17 protein-coding genes are annotated in these 18,034 nt (G+C 67.3%); 2 read left to right on the top strand and 15 right to left on the bottom strand.

Going from position 1 to position 18,034, the window contains the following annotated elements:
• The first annotated feature begins 90 nt into the window (after positions 1-90).
• Entirely contained in the window at positions 91-1,341 is a 1,251-nt protein-coding gene (locus LOK44_RS27660; RefSeq protein ID WP_237573353.1) for a hypothetical protein, read from the top strand.
• Positions 1,342-1,523: 182 nt separating this feature from the next.
• A complete protein-coding gene (locus LOK44_RS27655; protein ID WP_237573283.1) occupies positions 1,524-1,751 on the top strand; it encodes a hypothetical protein in 228 nt (75 codons plus the stop codon).
• A 249-nt stretch (positions 1,752-2,000) separates the two neighbouring features.
• Here LOK44_RS27655 and LOK44_RS27650 read toward each other — a convergent pair whose 3' ends face one another.
• From LOK44_RS27650 to LOK44_RS27580, 15 genes are all read right to left on the bottom strand, one after another.
• Positions 2,001-4,442, bottom strand: coding sequence for a CaiB/BaiF CoA transferase family protein (locus LOK44_RS27650; RefSeq protein ID WP_237573282.1), 2,442 nt, complete (start codon positions 4,440-4,442; stop codon positions 2,001-2,003).
• Positions 4,443-4,444: 2 nt separating this feature from the next.
• Positions 4,445-5,413, bottom strand: coding sequence for an enoyl-CoA hydratase/isomerase family protein (locus LOK44_RS27645; RefSeq protein WP_237573281.1), 969 nt, complete (start codon positions 5,411-5,413; stop codon positions 4,445-4,447).
• 10 nt (positions 5,414-5,423) lie between these two features.
• Positions 5,424-6,560, bottom strand: coding sequence for a M24 family metallopeptidase (locus tag LOK44_RS27640; protein WP_237573280.1), 1,137 nt, complete (start codon positions 6,558-6,560; stop codon positions 5,424-5,426).
• A gap of 3 nt (positions 6,561-6,563) precedes the next feature.
• Positions 6,564-7,805, bottom strand: a complete 1,242-nt coding sequence (locus LOK44_RS27635) for a M24 family metallopeptidase (protein WP_237573279.1) — start codon at positions 7,803-7,805, stop codon at positions 6,564-6,566.
• A 2-nt stretch (positions 7,806-7,807) separates the two neighbouring features.
• The gene (locus tag LOK44_RS27630; protein WP_237573278.1) at positions 7,808-8,992 is read right to left on the bottom strand and encodes an amidohydrolase family protein; all 1,185 of its coding nucleotides are present in this window, start codon (positions 8,990-8,992) and stop codon (positions 7,808-7,810) included.
• Positions 8,993-9,052: 60 nt separating this feature from the next.
• A complete protein-coding gene (locus tag LOK44_RS27625) occupies positions 9,053-10,288 on the bottom strand; it encodes a cytochrome P450 (protein ID WP_237573277.1) in 1,236 nt (411 codons plus the stop codon).
• Positions 10,289-10,290: 2 nt separating this feature from the next.
• The gene (locus LOK44_RS27620; RefSeq protein WP_163924179.1) at positions 10,291-10,485 is read right to left on the bottom strand and encodes a ferredoxin; all 195 of its coding nucleotides are present in this window, start codon (positions 10,483-10,485) and stop codon (positions 10,291-10,293) included.
• Entirely contained in the window at positions 10,482-11,198 is a 717-nt protein-coding gene (locus LOK44_RS27615) for a TetR/AcrR family transcriptional regulator (RefSeq protein ID WP_249784252.1), read from the bottom strand. Before LOK44_RS27615 ends, LOK44_RS27620 begins: the two co-directional genes overlap by 4 nt.
• Before the next feature lie 72 nt (positions 11,199-11,270).
• A complete protein-coding gene (locus tag LOK44_RS27610) occupies positions 11,271-12,083 on the bottom strand; it encodes an SDR family NAD(P)-dependent oxidoreductase (protein WP_237573276.1) in 813 nt (270 codons plus the stop codon).
• Positions 12,080-12,880: an alpha/beta fold hydrolase gene (locus LOK44_RS27605; RefSeq protein WP_249784271.1), complete on the bottom strand. Its 801-nt coding sequence runs from the start codon at positions 12,878-12,880 to the stop codon at positions 12,080-12,082. The genes LOK44_RS27610 and LOK44_RS27605 overlap by 4 nt, the downstream gene beginning before the upstream one ends.
• A 104-nt stretch (positions 12,881-12,984) precedes the next feature.
• Positions 12,985-14,262 carry an HNH endonuclease signature motif containing protein gene (locus LOK44_RS27600; protein WP_237573351.1) on the bottom strand — a complete coding sequence of 426 codons (1,278 nt, stop codon included), beginning with the start codon at positions 14,260-14,262 and terminating at the stop codon, positions 12,985-12,987.
• 41 nt (positions 14,263-14,303) lie between these two features.
• Positions 14,304-14,873 (bottom strand): NADPH-dependent FMN reductase, encoded by a 570-nt coding sequence (locus LOK44_RS27595; protein ID WP_237573274.1) that lies wholly within the window; start codon positions 14,871-14,873, stop codon positions 14,304-14,306.
• 7 nt (positions 14,874-14,880) lie between these two features.
• The gene (locus tag LOK44_RS27590) at positions 14,881-15,876 is read right to left on the bottom strand and encodes a cyclase family protein (RefSeq protein WP_237573273.1); all 996 of its coding nucleotides are present in this window, start codon (positions 15,874-15,876) and stop codon (positions 14,881-14,883) included.
• A gap of 3 nt (positions 15,877-15,879) precedes the next feature.
• Positions 15,880-16,713 carry a coniferyl-alcohol dehydrogenase gene (locus LOK44_RS27585; protein ID WP_237573272.1) on the bottom strand — a complete coding sequence of 278 codons (834 nt, stop codon included), beginning with the start codon at positions 16,711-16,713 and terminating at the stop codon, positions 15,880-15,882.
• Positions 16,714-18,033 (bottom strand): LLM class flavin-dependent oxidoreductase, encoded by a 1,320-nt coding sequence (locus LOK44_RS27580; protein ID WP_237573271.1) that lies wholly within the window; start codon positions 18,031-18,033, stop codon positions 16,714-16,716.
• Position 18,034 lies beyond the last annotated feature (1 nt).

Below are 18,034 nucleotides of genomic sequence, written 5' to 3'. Positions count from 1 at the left end.
GAACCACCGTTGCCGCGGCCGCCCCGTCGTTTTGGCGACACCGTCACCAGTCGCTGCGAACCCGATACGGCGTTCGCTTACGCGCGTACGCTGGCGCGGGTGTGGGTCATCGGGGATGCGACCGAGACACCCATACCCGCCGACCCCGATGCGTTGCGCGACGGTGGAACTCGCTTCCTCACCGACGCGTTCCATCGGTTCGGCTCACTGGGTCATGACAACGAGGTCACCGCCGTCACGGCCTGCAACGAATTCGCGGGCGGCAGTACGGGACGCAAGCTGGCCCTGTCGGTGACCTATCGCCAGCCGGGTCCGCACCGCGACCTGTTCGCCAAGTTCTCCCGCGACCTCGACGACCCCGAACGCGATGAAGGACGCACGCAAATGGAATCGGAGGTGGCCTTCGCCGCCGCCACCCGACGCGACGGCTTCCCGGTCACCGTGCCGACCGTCCTGTTCGCCGACTACCACCGTGACTCTGGCACGGGAATCCTGCTCACGGAGTGCATTCCGTTCGGCCGCGACGGCATCGAACCGCAGTACGCCAAGTGCATGGACTACGACATGCCCGACCAGGTCGGCCACTATCGCGCCCTGTTGGCGTCCGTCGCGCGATTGGCCGGCGCCGACCGCCGCGGTGCGATCGAGTGCGACGTCGGCGCCAGCGTTCCGACCGTCGGTCCGCGGCCGCATCTGGACCGCTCGAAACTCCTACGCCGCGTCGACCGCCTGGCGGACTTCGCGGCGGCGTACCCCGGCCTGCTGCCCGAGTCCGTCCGCTCCGCACCGTTCCTCACCGGCCTCCGCGACACCCTGCCGGAACTACTGCGTCGCGAATCGGACGCATGGGCACTGCTGGGTGGCCGATCAGATCTGACCGCGCTATGTCACTGGAATGCCAACGTGGACAACGCCTGGTTCTGGCGCGACGACCACGACGGCCTGCAGTGCGGCCTCATGGATTGGGGCTGCGTCGGACGCATGAACGTGGCCATGGCGATCTGGGGCGCGATGTGCAGTGCGGAGACCGACCTGTGGGACGACCACCTGCGCGAGCTGCTGACCGGGTTCGTCCACGAGTTCCATCGCCACGGCGGCGCAAAAGTCGACGTCGACGTGCTGGTGCGGCACGTGCTGCTCTACGCGTCGGTGATGGGCATGACGTGGCTCCTCGACGTCCCCTCCTACGTCGGCTCGACGGTGCGCGACCTCGATGCCCACTCGACGCGGTTCGACCGAGGGATCCGCGACGTCGAGAGCGTGCGGTGCCGGTTGCAGATGATGGCCAACGTCCTCAATCTCTGGGCGACGCACGGGGTCGACGGCATCCTGCCGACCTGAGCGCATCGCGTTTGCCGCCGATGCAAACACTCGCACGATATTTGCGTTCCATATGAACAACTGGCACGCGACCCTGGGCGCATTAAATTGGAACTCGTAGCCGACGCATTGCAATTCTCGAGCCGGGAATTCCTGCAGCGGCGACGTCGACAAACGACACACCACCTCACCCAGGGAGAATCATGAAGTTCAGCCACATCGCCACACTCGTCATCACCGGAGCGGCCGCGGCGGCCATCGTCACCGCACCTGCTGCGTCTGCCGCCAGCGTCGGCGTCGATACCGCGCCAACAGGGGCGACGATCACCCAGCGTGACGGCCACGTGCACATTCACGCCACACCGCCGCCGGTGTCCGAGCCGCGCAGCTACGGCGAGTTCGCATCGCCTGCGCTCATCCTCGGCGACTAACGGGTACCGCACGAACGATGACCGATCCGTTCGTCCGCGAATTGGGGCTGCGGAGCCGACCGAATGGGTCGGCTCCGCAGCCCCGTCTTTCGTTTAGTCGACTCGGATGATATGCGTTTGACATGAAATCCCCAATTTCGGGAATGTATTCCATGCAAATGCGTTTCACCACGAGTGGCGTGCGCCCCGGTCAATCAACCGTCTTGGTAATTGCAAAATTTGCTGCAAAACAACGGCGCACTACACCGGTCAGCGCTTCGACCTGCGCCCGCCGACGGCGGGCGCCGTGCCGATGACGCCGTCGGCCTCCAGCTCGGCGATCTCCTCGTCGCTCACGCCGATGGACCGCAGGATCTCATGGTTGTGCTCCCCCAGCAGCGGGGCCGGGGCCCGATGGAATGCGCCCGGCCCCGAAACCAGGTTGATCGGCAGCGTGCTGTGCGGCGCGGAGGGGTTGACCGGATGGCCGAGTTCCTCGAAGAAGCCGCGGTGCCGCAGTTGTTCGATCTCCAGCTGCCGGTGCGGCTGCATCACCTTGGCCACCGGGACGCCGGCGTCGGCGAGCGTCTCGACCACCTGATCACCCGTACGGGCACGGCACCAGGCACCGATGCCGTCGTCGATCGCGTCGTGTCGACGCCGCCGACCCGCCATTCTGTCCAGTTCTGGATCCATCGCCCACTCGGGCCTGCCGATGGCATTGCGCAGCCCCACCCATTGCTCGTCGGTGGCGACGGCGACCGCCACCCAGCAGTCCTCGCGGCCGAATTCGTCGACACCCGCCACCTGGTAGACGTTCTGCGGCGCGGCGGTCGGACCTCGATTGCCCGCCCGTTGCAGCAGCACTCCGTAGGCCGAGTGCTCGATCACCTGCTCGGCGGCGACGTTGAGCGCCGCATCGACCATCGCTGCCTCAACGAGGACGCCTTCGCCGGTACGGCGCCGATGTTCGAGAGCCAGCTGCAGCGCGGTGACGGCGTGCACCCCCGCGTTGGGATCTCCGATCGAGTACGGCTCGTACGGGTTGCGGTCGGGATAGCCGGTGAGCCAACTCAATCCTGATGCGTCCTCGATGATGTACGCGAACGCGGGGTTGTCCCGCCACGGGCCGTCGAGTCCGAAGCCCGGCATCCGCAGCATGACGATGTCGCTGCGCAACTCGCGTACCGATGCGAAGTCCAGCCCGATCTGATCGATGACCCGTGGCGTGAAGTTCTCGACGATCACGTCGCACGTGGGGACGAGACGGCGCAGTAACTCGCGCCCCTGCTCGCTCTGGAAGTCGAGCGTCAGACCCAGCTTGTTCGTGTTGAGCGCCGAGAAGATCGGCGAACGCTCCCACCACTGAGCCTCGGTGGCGGGTATGCCTGCGATGAGCCGGGTCCCGTCGGGTCGCGGCGTCGACTCCAGGTGAATGAGTTCGGCCCCCAGCATGGCCAGCGCGTGCGTACACGACGGGCCTGCCCAGAACGTCGTCATGTCCAGCACCCGAAGGCCTTCGAACGGCAGCCCGGATGCGACGCGAGCGCCGGTCGGCGCCGGTCGCGCCGGCGGCCTGGCCGAACGCAACTCGTCGGTGTGCTCCCCCAGACGCGGAGCGGATGCGGGCGCGCGCAACGTGACCCCGCCGAGCCGGTACGGCGGCGCGGGCTGCACGAAGTCGCCGTCCGGACTCGGAACGAAGGCACCGCGCGCGACGAAGTGGTCCATCGACGTGACGTTCTCGCCATTGCCGACAGGCGAATTGGGGATGCGGAACGCCGACGCCAGGTCGCGCACGTCGTCGACCTTCTGATCGCGAAGCCACGCGTAGAGGTCGTCGGCGTGCAGGTTGGCCTGCTCAGTGATCGTCAGCGACGACTCCTCGTCGATCCATTCGTCGTGGCCGGACATCGCGCAGAGATCGAACCACTGCTGCGCGGTGCCACAGCCGAGGGCGACGAGGCCGTCGGCGGCTTCGGCGACTCCGGGCACGGTCGGCCGCCGCTCGGTGCGCCATGGCCTGCCCAGCATCTCGAAGTAGGTCACCGGATAGTAGGTGAGACAGAGGATCTGGCATTCCAGCATGGACAGATCGATCAGTTCACCGTGGCCGTCGCCGATTCCGCGGGCGCGGAACGCCAGCGTCATCGCGGCGGCATACGCACCGGACACCCAGTCGCCCGCCTGCCCGCCGACGTGTATCGGTGCGCGGTCCTGCGATCCGCGGCCGATGCCGATCGCGCCGCCCGACCACGCCTGCAGGGTGAACTCGGTGGCGGGTCGGTCCTTCCACGGACCGTCGAGACCGAACGGGGTGATGGACGTGACGACGAGATGCGGATGCCTGCGGTGGATCGCTGCCGGCGTCAGCGGATCGAGTCGGGCCAACCGCGAATCACGCGACCACACCACCGCGTCCGCCGAGGCGAGCAGGCGGTCGACCATCTCGACGTCGTCGGTGATCGCGGGGTCGGCGGTGACGCTGCGCTTGGCACCGGCCAGGAAGCGGAACAGCGCACCGTCCTCGCCGGCGGGGATGGTGGCACCCGACGCCGACCAGCGCCGCAGCGGATCCCCTTCGGGCGCCTCGACCTTGACGACGTCGGCGGCCGCGTCGGCGAGCAGTTTGGTGCAGTAGGCGCCGGGGATGCCGCTCGACAGGTCGACGACGACGTATCCGTCCAGTGGTGCAGAGCCGTTGGCAACCACCGTCAGTCCAGCTTCGCCCGGTTCTTCTTGCTCAACCGGAAGTCGGGCGGGAACTTCGCGTCGTTGTCGTTGACGGCCGCGGCGAGTCCGCTGTCGATCGCCTCGCCCATGTCCAGATCGTCTTCGCGATCGTTGGCCACCCCGCTGCCCATGGATTCGAAGAACGCCGACAGCAGGCTGCCCATGTACTCGCCCTGGTGCTGCTTGTAGACCTCGAAGAACATCTTCTGCATGAAGACCGTGTCGACCGGCCGGTTCCTGGCGCACGCCAGGGCGTACTTCTGGGTCTCGGCCTCGAGATCCTCGCGTGCGACGACCTTGTTGAGGAAGTTGCACTTGTCCATGTCCTCGGCGGTGAAGGGCCTGCCGGTGAACACCATCTCCTGGAACTTGCGCAGACCCATCATCTGCACCCAGGTCCACATGCGGGGACCCCAGCCGTAATAACGGAACGACGGGTGGCCGAACAGCGCGTCGTCCGAGGAGATCACCAGATCGGCGTCCGCGCACTGGTAGAAGTGCCAGCCGTAGCAGTACCCCTTGGCCTCGACGATGCTGATCTTCTTGAGTTCCTGCAACGGTCGGTTACCCGCCTGCACGTTGGCGTACCAGCCGCTGATCGTGGCCCCGTTGCGGAACGTGCCCTTCGGTGGATAGTTGACCGGACCGAGGCTCGGGTCGTCGACCTTGAGTTCACGCAGCCGCTTCTCCGGCTCGTCGACGCCCTCCATGAACTCGGGCAGGTCGGCACCGCTGCCGAGGTTGTCGCCGACGCCGCGGATGATGACGACCTTGACGTCGTCGTCGACGCTGGCCGATCGCACCACGTCCGCGTAACGCAGACGGGCGTCGGACGTCGGGGCGTTCAGGAACTCGGGCCGGTTGAACGTGATCGTGGCGATCTTGGTCTTCGGATCCTTCTCGTAGAGGATGATCTCCTCGGCGGATGGTCGCTTCGTTGCGTCCGACATTGGCTCTCTCTCAGCTGATCTGGACTGCCGACCGCGCCCACGTGGGGCTCGGCGTCAGCACTTCGGGGCCGGTCTCGCCGACGAGCACGGCGTCCCTGCTGAACACCGCTCCCACACCGGGCTCCCACACGTATCCGGTGACGGCCAGGACCATTCCCGGTTCCAGCCGCTCCTCGCCGCTGGTGACCGGCAGATCGGCCGAGATCACCGGCGGATCGAAACCGAGTCCGAGACCGTGGGCGACGGGGGTCGCTGGCAACGCCTCGCCGGCGGCCTCGTACGCGGCGAGCAGGTCGCTGCCCGCGGCGCCAGGCATGCATGCCGCGAACAGCCGCTCGCAGAGTTCGGCCGAACGGCGGAACAGCGCGTCGGAACCCGGGACGTCCCCGACGGGCCAGGTTCTGCCGACCTCGCCCACGTACCCATCGGCGAGGGCGCCTGCGGTCAGCGCCACGAGATCGCCGTCCCGGACGCGACCGTCGATCGCGCCGCGGCGCCACGAGTGGTCCTTGGGCGTGATCCACGCGCCGTCCTGCGTCGCAGGCGTCGTCACTCCCCCGGCGGCCATCGCCTCCATCATCACGCCGGTCAGCGACTGCTCGGTGCAGCCGGGCAACAGCGCCGCGCGGCCGACCTCCATGGCACGCTCGGCCACGCCCAACGCACCGCGCAGCATGGCGATCTCGTCACCGGTCTTGATCCGGCGCGCCGCACGCAGCGCCGGCTCGGCGTCGACGAGTTCTGCGTTCGGGAACGCCATCGGTAGCAGCTGGGCGAATGTCGGTGTGAGCGAATCGGTTCCGACCCGGCGCACGGTGGCCGCGCCGGGCAGTGCCTTGAGCACGTCGATGAGGGTCATCGGGTTCCACGCCAGACCGTAGAGGTGGTCGTGGCTGATCTCGTCGGGGATGCCCTCGTCCCACGTGCTGTTCAGGTGGATCTCGCCGGTCGAGCGGATCACCTCGCAGATGGGGCCGAACGGCCGGGTGCCCGCGACCCAGAGCTGCGGGGCGCCCGTCACGTAGCGGACGTTGGCCTGCCTTCCGAGCACCAGGATGTCGATGTCGTGGGCTTCCATCTGCGCCAGCGCCCGCTCTCGCCGGCCACTGCGCAACGACTTGGCGTCGGGGAGTATCTCGAGTGCCATCGGCTACGACCGCCCGTACGGCGCGTAGGGGTAGTCGGTGATCGACTGGTAGCCGTCCTCGGTGATGACCACGATCTCCTCGCTTCGATAGCCTCCGGTGCCGTCCTCCCAGACCACCGGCTCGAGCACCAGCACCATGCCCGCGGGGAACACGAAGTTGTCGTCGAATTCCTGCCCGAGATCGGTTCCGATCATGGGCATCTCGGCGGCGTTGGTGCCGATGCCGTGGCCGAGGTAGAAGTGGGGCAGCCACGGCTTGGTGCCGCCGTTGGCGGCGATGGCCGCCCGTGCCAGGTCACCGCACGTCGCACCCGCCTTGGTCACCGAGAGCACCGCACCCAGGATGTCGCGCCACTTCTCGAACTGGGCGTTCTGGCGGTCGGATACCTCGTCGCCGACGACCCAGGTCCGCCCGAAGTCCGAGCAGTACCCCTGATAGGTGATGCTGACGTCGGTCCACAGCACGTCACCACGTTCGAGTTCCTTCTCGGTGGTCAGCAGTGGCAGGGCGAGATCGCCCGTGGTGGTCCACTGCCCCTCGGCCTTCGACTTCGGCATCACCTGCCAGATCGCCTCGAGCATGTTGGCGGTCGCGCCGAGTTCGAAAGCGCGCCTGACGAACTGGGCCGACAGGTCCACCTGCCGCACGCCGGGGGCGAGCGACCTCTGCACGTCGGTGACGGCCTCTTCGGTAATGCGGCACGCCTTGCGGATGCTGGCGATCTGGTCACGCGTCTTGACCAGCTTCGCGGGCCCCACGACCTGCGCCGCGTCCGACGGCGGTCCGGATGGGAACAGGCGCGTGCCTGCGCGGCGCATGGCGCCGGTCAGCTCGTCGACGGCGACGGTCGCTCCGGCGGGCAGCAGTTGACCCAGTTCGGCGGCCAGCCGCTCGACGCCTTCGTCGAACTCCAGGTACAGCGGCGGGTGCACGTGGGACTCGGGCACTTCGGACTCCGACGCCGACCCCTCGCGCAGCGGCATGAACAGGTGCGGATGCGGATCGTCGGCGAGCACGATCGCCACCGGCCGCTCGACGTGCGACAGCCCCGCGTCGAGCAAGGGCCAGCTGGTGCCCGTCGCGTAGACGACGTTGCCGTTGCCGAGCAGGACCAGCGCGTCGACGCCCTTGTCCTTCATCGCATCCCGCAGCCGGGCACCGCACTCGCGGTACATCCGGGCCGCATCGGGCAGGTCGGGAATGTCGGCCAGGGTGGCGACCGGGGCCGATGCGGGAGCGGTCACCGTCACGAGATGCCCAGGAACGTCTTGACGTTGCCTCCGACGATCTTGACCGCGGCTTCCGGGCCGACGGCCTCGACGACGGTCGCGAGCGACTTCTCCGAGTAGCCGAACGTGCTCTCGTTGTGCGGGTAGTCGCTGGACCACATCACGTTGTCGACGCCGATCTTGTCGATGAGTTCGAGGCCCAGCGGGTCGACCATGAACGAGGCGCTCATGTGTTCGCGCCAGTAGTGGTCGACACCTTGGGACAGTTCGTGATTGAACATGTGCCGGTAGGAGGCCAGCATGTGTTCGGCATCCTGCAGCGCGGTGGGGACCCAGGCGATGCCGCCTTCGAACCATCCGATCTTGAGCGTCGGGTGCCGGTCGAGGATGCCGGAGAACACGTACTTCGCGAACTGCTCGCGGAACGAGTCGACGTTGACCATCATGCCCACGACGACGCTGTTGTTCTCGCACGGCGTCTTGGGCGGCGTCTCGCCGATGTGGTGGGTGACCGGCAGACCGGCGTCGGCGATCTCGTCCCAAACCGCGTCCATGGCAGCGCCGCCGTAGTCGTAGATGTTTCCGTCGTCGTCCTTGCCCGGGTTCAGCGGCAGCAGGAACGTCTTGAGCCCCAACGACTTGAGTTCGGCGAGAGTGCTGCGAGTGCCCTTGGGGTCCCACCAGTTGATCAGGCCGACCCCGTAGAAGTGGCCGTTGCTGCGTTCCTGCAACTCTGCCATGTACTCGTTGTAGATGCGAAACACGCGTTCGCGCAGCGCCTTGTCCGGATAGTGGAAGAGCGCCAGCACGGCGTTCGGGAACGCGAGTTCCTTGTCGATGCCGTCTTCCTTGAGTTCCCGGATGCGCGCGGCGATGTCGTTCGACGAGGCACCGGCCAGATCGTCGTACTGCATCAGGACGCGGCCGAAGTCGCCGCCGGTCCATGCCTTGCCCTTCATCCCGACCATGTAGGCGCCGTCTTCGTACCAGATGCGCGGCGCCGCGCCCTTGAGGTCGTCGGGGAATCGTTCGTAGAAGATGTCGTCGGCGACCGAGATGTGGTTGTCGGCCGAGAAGATCTCGGTGCTCGCGGGCAGACCCGCGATGCTTCCGGTGGCGTGACCGTGCCGGTTCTTCGGCGCTCCCCAGCCCTCAGGCGGGTAGAGGGATGGATTCGGCGGTGTGGCAGTTGGGGTTGACATCGTCGGCACTCCAATCGGGGCTGTTGCTCGGGAACGTGGTGCGGGTTCGGGTCTGGCGGGCTACCAGGTCACCGGGAGTTCGTAGACGCCGTAGGCGAGTCGGTCGTGTTTGAAGGGCACCTCGTCGAAGGGAATGGCGAGGCGCATGGTCGGGATGCGGCGCAGCAGCGTGTGGAACACGATCTGCAGCTCCGCCCGGGCGAGCTGCTGGCCCACGCACTGATGCCTGCCGTAGCCGAAGCCGAGTTGCTGTCCGGCGTCGCGGGTGAGGTCCAGTTCGTCGGGGCGTGGGTAGGCGGCGGCATCCCAGTTCGCAGGCGCGAGATCGATGATGATCCCCTCGCCGGCGCGGATGGTCTCGCCGCCGATCTCGATGTCCTCGATCGCCACCCTGCGCTGCCCGTTCTGGATGATGGACAGGTAGCGCATCAACTCTTCTGCTGCGTTGGCGATGAACTTGGGATCGTCCGAATCACGCAGCAGCGCCGCCTGTTCCGGGTTCTCCAGCAGCGCGAGGACCCCGATGCCGATCATGTTCGCGGTGGTCTCATGACCGGCGATCAGGAGGCCGGTGCCGAGTTGGGCGGCCTCCTTGACGCTGATCTCGCCGGCGTTGACCCGCTCGGCGAGGTCGGACACCGCGTCCTCCGACGGATTCGCCATCTTCTTCTCGACGAGGTCGATGAGGTACTTGTGGAGGCTCATGGCCCCCTTCTGCCCCTCCTCCGCGGAGGCGTACCGGGCCAGTCCGACGTTGGCGTGATGCTGGAAGAACTCATGGTCTTCATAGGGCACGCCCAGCATTTCGCTGATCACCACTGTCGGCACGGGCAGTGCGACCTTTGCGACGACGTCTGCCGGCTGCGGGCCGGCGAGGATCTCGTCGATGCACTCGTCGGTGATCTTCTGAATGGCCGGGCGCAGACCCTCGACGCGCTTGAACGTGAAGGGCTTGCTCAACATCCGGCGGAAGCGGGTGTGCTCCTCGGCGTCGGACGTGAACACCGAACGCGGCCGCTTGTTCACCGTCGAGAGCATGTGTTCGTTCCAGTGCGGGAAACCCGTCCTGCGGTCGTCGACGCTGACCCTGGGGTCCGAGAACAGGGTGCGCGCGACCTCGTGCCCCGTGATCAGCCACGGCGTGCTGCCGTCCCAGATGCGGACCCGGGACAGCGGTGCGGTGTGGCCCATGTCGAGCATCTGCCGCGGCGGCGCGAAGGGGCACTGCGGTTCGCGCTCCATCGGGTATTCGGGGACGTCGTTGGTCACCGTGTCGTCGGCGAGCGTGTCGGTCATCTCTACTCCTCGATGTGGATGGCCAGGGCTGGGCACGCCGCAGCCGCCTTGCGGGTTTCCTCGGCGTGGTCGGGTCCGGGACGTGCCACGAGCAGTTCGACGACGCCGTCGTCATCGCGTTGGTCGAAGACCTCCGGGGCGTTCATCACGCACATCCCGGACGAGACGCACCGGTCCTGGTCGACGGTCACGTTCACGACGCCACTCCGTCCGGCGTCACCGGCGCGACCCACATCCCGACGATCGCGTCGATGAGACCCGAGCCGGCTGCCTGCCAAGAGGACCTCGCCACGGTGGCACCCTTGGCCAAAGCACGCTCGCGGTCGGCGCAGCTGTGCATCAACAGATTTCGCGCCATGATGTTGCGTTCGAAGCGGATCTCGAGCGGCAGTTCGGGCAGGCACCGGTTGATGCCGTCGACGACCTCGACCAGGGAGGACGAACTCAACGCGTCCTTGACGACGATGCCGTGGTAGGCCGGATCGGTCATCGCCTGGGCGGCGAAGCGGGCGTACCACGTCGGGTTGCCGAGTTCGGCGAGGTGATCGGTCAGTGGGCGCACCAGGCAGGCCACCCAGTCCCGCAGGTCGGTGGAGCCGCTGGCGTCCGCCACCATGGTTTCCCGGAGGTGCTCGATCGGCGCGCGGTGCCGCTGCTCGATGGCGCGCACCAGGTCGGTCTTGGTGCCGAAGTGATAGCCCACCGCGGCGTTGTTTCCCTGTCCCGCAGCCTCACTCACCTGACGGTTCGACACGGCGAATACGCCGTGTTCGGCGTAGAGCCGTTCGGCCGCCGTGAGGATCGCCTCGCGCGTGGTGCTCGCACGTTCCGCCCGCGGGGCCGTGACTTTCGCAGCAGTGGGCTTTGCAGCGGAGGCCTTTGCAGTGGTGACCGTCACGATCACAGTCAACGCGTCTCCTTGGTTTAAGTCAAGCGATTGATTTAATCGAGGTCGGCTCGGGATCCGGCGGGGCCGACCGGTTCAGTCGGCCGGCTTTGGCTTGCGGACGAGCACCTTGCCTGCCACGGTGCCGCCGTCGACGGGTAGGACGGTCCCCGTCACGTAGCGCGATCTGTCGGTGGCGAAGTAGAGCGCGGCCTCGGCGACGTCGTCGGCCGTGCCCTCGCGCTTGAGCGGCCGGTCGTCACGCATGGTCTGGCGGATCTTCGCCTCGAACTTCTCGAGCCGGGCGCGGTCCTCCTCCGACGCCGCCGACCGCAGGATCGGCGTCGGAATATTGCCGGGCGCAATGCAGTTCACCCGGATCTCGTAGTGCGCCAACTCGATCGCAGCCGACTTGCTGAACTGGATGATCGCCGCCTTCGACGCCCGGTAGCTAGCTACGCCACCACCGGCAAGGATGCCGCCGATCGACGCCATGTTGATGATGGCACCGCCACCGTGGTCGGCCATGTAGCGTCCGGCATCTCGGGTACCTGCCATGACGCCCAGCAGGTTGACCCGCATCACGCTGTCGAACTCCGCGAAGTCCTCGTCGAACAGACCCTTTTTCAGCGGACTCGACCGACCGGCGTTGTTGACCATCACGTCGAGGGCGCCGAACGTTTCGACCGCCGCCTCGACCATCCTGGCGACCTGGGCTTGATCGCCGACGTCGGTCTGCAGGAACACCGCCGCCTCACCGAGGTCGGTGGCGAGCGCCTCACCGAGTTCGGTCTGCACGTCGGCGATCACGACCCTGGCACCCTCGGCGACGAAGCGTTCGGCGATGCCGCGGCCGATGCCAGATGCCGCTCCGGTGACGATCGCGACCTTGCCTTCCAGTTCGCTCATTCGACGCCTTTCAGAAAGTTCAGGAGGAGTTCGTTGACGGCGGCGGGCGCCTCGATCTGCGGGCAGTGCCCGGCGCCCGGCACCACGGCCGAGGTGGCCCCGGCGATCTGGCCGGCGATCTGCGCGGCCCAGCCCGACCGCAGCAGTTTGTCGGCGCCGCCCTCGATCACCAGTACCGGTACCCGTATCCGCTCGTAGGCCCGCACACTCGACGGTGTCGGCGGAGCTTCCAGCCCGGGCCGGCGGAACCGCGCTGCCGCCAACGACTCCCAGGCCCCCGGCGCGATGCTGGACTCGTAGCGCCTTTGCACGTAGGCGTCGTCGGCCGGGTAGGCCGCGTCGGCGAACAGTGCCGCGACGATCGCACGCATCGCCTCGAAGGTGGCGTCGTAGTCGTACAGCGCGCCGACGTGCTCGTTGCGCTGGACGTCTCCGCCTCCGCAGATGGCGACCAACGAGCGCACCGGAAGGACGGGCTCGTCCGACGTCGCGTCGACGAGCAGGTTGATCGCGCCCATCGAGTTGCCCACGAAGTGGGCTGACGCGACACCGAGCACGTCGCAGAACCGCGCGACGTGGCGGATGCGCATGCCTCGCCCGTCCACGAAGTCGACGACCTTCGCGGATTCCCCGAACCCCAGCATGTCAGGTGCGAGCACGCGGTAGTGCTGCGCCAGGGCATCGATGGTGTTCTCCCAGGCGATTTCGGCACTCGCGCCGAACTCCCCGCCGTGCAGTAGGACCACCGGCTCGCCGGTGCCGGCCTCCAGGTAGGCGGTCGTCAGGCCGTCGACCATCAGGGTCTTGCGCTCGAAGGCCACAGGCACACGATACTGGTGTTGGCCGCAACGGAGAACATCATTCTCCGATTGCCCAAATGACCAGAGTGCTTATGCCCCAGCTAGTCGGGCGACGGTGGTCGTTCGAAGGGGGTGTACCACCACCACTGCGCACTCTCACCCAACGGCCCTTCGCAGGGCGGGACATCCAGTGGCGGCGTAGTCGGCGGGCGGGCCAGTGATCCGCCGGTCAGTGGAGTTCCGTGGATGTCGGTGACCACGAGTCGATCTGCGGGTCCGGTGAGGCTGATGTCGCCCCTATGGTGTGCCCGGTGGTGGTAGGGGCACATCAATACCAAGTTGTGCAGCTCGGTGTGACCGCCGTTCTCCCAGTGCACGAGGTGGTGCGCCTGCAGCCCGCGGGTTGCGCCGCAGCCTGGCACCACACAGCAGCGGTCCCGATGCTCGAGGGCGCGGCGTAACCGGCGACTGATGCTGCGGGTGGTGCGGCCGGCCCCGATGACCCGGCCCCGGCGTTCTAGCCACGCCTCGCAGGTGGCGTCGCAGAGCAGATACCGGCGGTCTTCGTCGCTCAGTACCGATCCGAGATGCAGTGCAGCGAGAGGCTTTTCGACATCGAGATGCACGACGACGGTGGTGTGCTGGCCGTGCGGCCGCCGCTCCACATCAGCGTCCCAGCCTGCCTCGATGAGGCTCATGAACGCGTCCACGCCGTCCGGGAACGGCGCCTGCCCGGGTGGCACGCCCTGCCGGTTGCCGTCGTGCACGGTCTCCGGGTCATCGTCGGGGTCCCGATCGCGTTTCCACTCGGCGATCAGCGCATCCCGGTGCGACTGCAAACCCGCATCGAATTTCGCAGCATCGACTCGCGGCAGGGTGATGCGCCACGTCGTGGAGTTCTCGCCCTCGACCCTGGTGATCTCACGTTGCGGCTTGGTCTTGGGTTTCGGCTCAGGTCGTGGTTCCAACTTGACCGCAGTTCGCAACTGGGCGACCGTGGCCACCTCGGCCAGTCCGACATAGTGCTCATCGGATCCATCGGCGGCCCGTTCGGCGATGACCCCCACCTGATCCACCGACAGCCGGCCTTTGCGCATCCCCTCGGCGCAGCGCGGGAATTCCTCGAGGCGGTGTGCTATCGCGACGATCGTTTCGGCGTTGCGCGGTGTCACACCAATCTTCCACGCCACCAGGGATGCAATCGAGCGGCACCCAGTCGAACCCCACAGGTGCTCGCCGTCGATCTCGGCAACGATGTCCACGATGCGGCCGTTGATCGCATTACGTTGCCCGGTCAGCTCCGCCAACTCCCCGAACAACACCTCCAGCCGTTCCTGCGGCGACACCTCATCGGTGAAAGCTGCTGCGGCGCTGAGCATGACATCATCGTCGCACCGGGGTCCGACAAATCGAGGCGCCGCTAAGCCGCCCGCACGGACCCGGCGACCAGCTGCATCGCCAGCATGTCGAGCTGACCGCTCACCGTGTCGTCGTCCAGCCGGCCCGTGCCGTCCCAGATCCGGTCCGCCGAGTTGATCGCCACGCCCAATGGCGTTGGCCACGCCCGCAGCGCGTGCCCGATCACGCGCAGCTGACCCAGCGTGCCCACCGCGGCCTGCCACCCGTAGGCGCAGCTGATGCATCCCCACGGCGTGTTGTCCAGGTAGACCCTGGAGTCACCGCGCAGGTCCTCGATGTAGTCGAGGGCGTTCTTGACCAGGCCGGACACCCCGCCGTGGTAGCCGGGCGAGGCGACGACGACCGCGTCGGCGTCGCGAAGCGCCTTCACCAGTGCGGTGGCCTTGTCGGTCCGTGACTCGTCGTGCGGGTTGTACATCGGCAGGTCTAGATCCTCGCCGCAGAACAGCATCGTGCGTCCCCCGCGCTGTTCGACCGCCGAAAGGCAATGCCGCAGCGCGCGTTCGGTGGACGAGTTGATCCGTAGCGTGCCGCCGAGTCCGACGACGAGGGGCTGTCTGGACACTGTCACGCTGGCCTCACTTGATTGCGATCGGGTTGACGGGGGCGCCGACGGCACCGACCACCTTGAGCGGCGGTGCGATCAACTGGAATTCGTAGACGCCGTCTTGCCTGCAGTCGGCGGCCAGACCGGTGAGGTTCCAGTATTCGCCGAGCATCAGACCCATGTCCCGCAGGCAGAGCATGTGCATCGGCAGGAACGTGCCATCGACGCCGTTGGCCGGGTCCGGATCCTCGACCATCAGGTTGTCGGCCGCGACGGCGGCGACCTCGTGATCGTGCAGCCACGACGCGCAGGTCCAGTGCAGTCCGGAGCCGGCCTCGGCGCCATCACCGGTCGACAGGAACCGCGTCCACCACCCGGTGTGGATCACCACGATGTCACCGGTGCCGATCGACACGCCCTGCGCGGCGACGATGTCGTCGAGTTCGGCTGGCGTGATGGGTTTTCCGGGACCGCAGAACACGTCGTCGCCACGGTGGGCCACCACGTCCAGCAGTACGCCGCGCGATGTCACGCCGGTGCTGTCGACCTTGTCGATGCCGCAGTGAAATGCGCCGAAGCTGGTCACCGAGTCGGCGGGAAACCCGTTGTACAGCTTGTCCTCGTAGTACACGTGCGACAGCGCGTCCCACTGGGTCGCCGCCTGCAGCGGCATCACGATCATGTCGTCGTTGAAGCGGAAGGGGTTGTTCGCGAAGAACGCACTGACGTCGGCGGCCACCGCGTTGCGCAGCCATTCGGGTCCGTACTGCACGAGGGTGTTCGCGTCCCCGCCGTCGACGGTCATGACGTGCACGGGGTTCTGCCGAAACTTGAATGCGCCCTGGGGCCCCGACGAGCCGAAGTCGCCGCCGAGCGAGATCACCGCGCCCTTGCGTACCGTGGCCGCGGCCTCGGCGACCTTGTCGGGGGTGATGAAGTTCAGCGTGCCGATCTCGTCGTCGGCGCCCCACCGTCCCCAGTTGCGGACGTCGTCGGCGACGCGACGGAAGTCATCGAGGTTCGCCATGGTTCAACTCCCTCCGCGGATCGTGCGTTCGTCGGCCAGGTCGCCCCAGGTGTTCTCGGCCACCGTGCCACCATCCACCCAAAGCACCTGTCCGGTGACGTAACTTGCCGCGGCGCTACCCAGGAATGCCAACGCATTCGCCTGCTCGTCGGGGTCGGAGACCCGACCCAGCGGCGTGCGGAACGAATCGAGGAAGTCCTGTCCGTAGGCGCTACGCAATTGATCGAGGATCGGGGTGTCGGTGACGCCGGGTGCGGTGCAGTTGATGCGGATGCCGTTGGCGCCCAGCGCGGCGACGTTGGCCATGCCGTAGAGGATGATCGCCTCCTTCGACAACCGATAGCCGCCGTCGGCCAGCGCCTCCGGGTGGCGTTCGCACCACGCGACGCCCTCGGTCATGGTCTCGGTGTCCAGCAGCCCTGCGGTCACGTGCGCGTTGGCGCGATACTGCGACGCCGCCAGCGACGAGACGTTGGTGATCGCCGATCCGGCAGGCATCGAGGGGATGAGTCCCTCGGTAAACTTCCTGGTGCCGAGGAAGTTGATGGTCACCACCAGCAACGGGTTTCGGATGCCCGAGGACACCCCCGCCACGTTGAACAGCCCGTCCACGGGTCCCGCGACCGCGCCGACGGCCTCGTCGATCGACACCGGGTCGGACAGGTCGACGCGGTGGAACTCGCCGAGGTCCAGCGTTGGTGGCCGTACGTCGAGACCGACGACGCGTGCGCCGAGGTCGGCGAGCTGCGCTGCCACGCGGGCGCCGATCCCGGACGCGACACCGGTGACGACGACGCGCTTGCCGTCGTAACGCCACCTGCCTTCGATGCCTGCCACTTAGCCCGAGGCTTCCTTGACCGCCATGGCCTGCTTCTCCTGCTGGGCGGCCTTCACCCGGCCCTCGTTGATCTCGGCCATCGCCTCGGGGATCTCCCCCGCCGTGAACTTGCCGCCCTGGCCGGTCGGCAGTCCGCCGAACGCGTAGGTCTCGTCGAACAGCGGTGCCTCCGATGGCCGGCGGCGGGCCTCGACCTTCTCGATCACCGGCGCGAGTCGGGCGGCCTTGGCCGCGACGGCCTTCGCGTCGCGCTCGATGAACTCCGGCAGCACCTCGCGGCCCATGATCTCGATCGACTCCATGGTGCCCTCGTGGCTGCGCGGATTGAGCAGCAGGATGATCTCGTCGACGCCGCTGGCCTCGTAGCCGCGCAGGAACTCGCGCACGGTGTCGGGCGAGCCGATGGCACCCCGGCCGGGGCCGTAGGCCAGTGTCGGATCCTCCTTGACCGCCTCCTGGTACAGGTCCCACACCCCGGTGCGGCCCGGCGTGTGCATACCGGTCAGGTAGTAGTGCATGATCCCGAACGAGAAGAACCCACCGCCGGTGCCGAGGCGCTTGAGGGCTTCGTCGTCGGACTTGGCGACCATCATGGACAGGTCGCCGCCGATGGCAAGGATGTTGGGGTTGATTGCCGGTGTGACCGGCGAACCCTCCTCCTCGAACGTCCGGTAATAGCCGTCGACGCGCTCCTTGAGCGCCTCGGGTCCGGTGTAGGCGAAACTCAGTGCGCCGATCGCCTTTTGGGCCGCCATCTGGACCGAGGACGGACGGGTGCACGCCACCCAGACCGGTGGGTGCGGCGACTGCAGCGGCTTGGGGATGACGTTGCGGGCGGGCATCTCGACGTGCTCGCCCTTGAAGCCACTGAACGGCGCCTCGGTCATGCAGCGGATGGAGACCTCGAGCGCCTCCTCCCACATCGTGCGCTTGTCTGCCGGGTCGATGTCGAAGCCGCCCAGCTCGGCAACCGAGGAACCCTCCCCGGTGCCGAACTCGACCCGGCCGTTCGACAGGTGGTCGAGCGTCGCGACGCGCTCCGCGATGCGTGCCGGGTGGTTGATCGGCGGCGGCAGGTGCATCACGCCGAAGCCCAACCGAATGTCCTTGGTGCGCTGGCTCGCAGCCGCCAGGAACATCTCCGGCGCGGTGGAGTGGCAGTACTCCTCGAGGAAGTGGTGCTCGGTGAGCCAGACGGTCGAGAACCCCGCCTTGTCAGCGGCCTCGACCTCGTCGAGGCCGTGCTGGAACAGTTCGTGTTCGTCCTGCTCCGTCCACGGGCGGGGAAGCGGGAACTCGTAGAACAGTGAGATCTTCATG

Source organism: Mycolicibacterium lacusdiani (assembly GCF_021916785.1).
GTDB classification, from domain to species: domain Bacteria; phylum Actinomycetota; class Actinomycetes; order Mycobacteriales; family Mycobacteriaceae; genus Mycobacterium; species Mycobacterium lacusdiani.
Note: the sequence above shows the minus strand (reverse complement) of the source record. Positions and strands in the feature narration are given on the sequence as shown.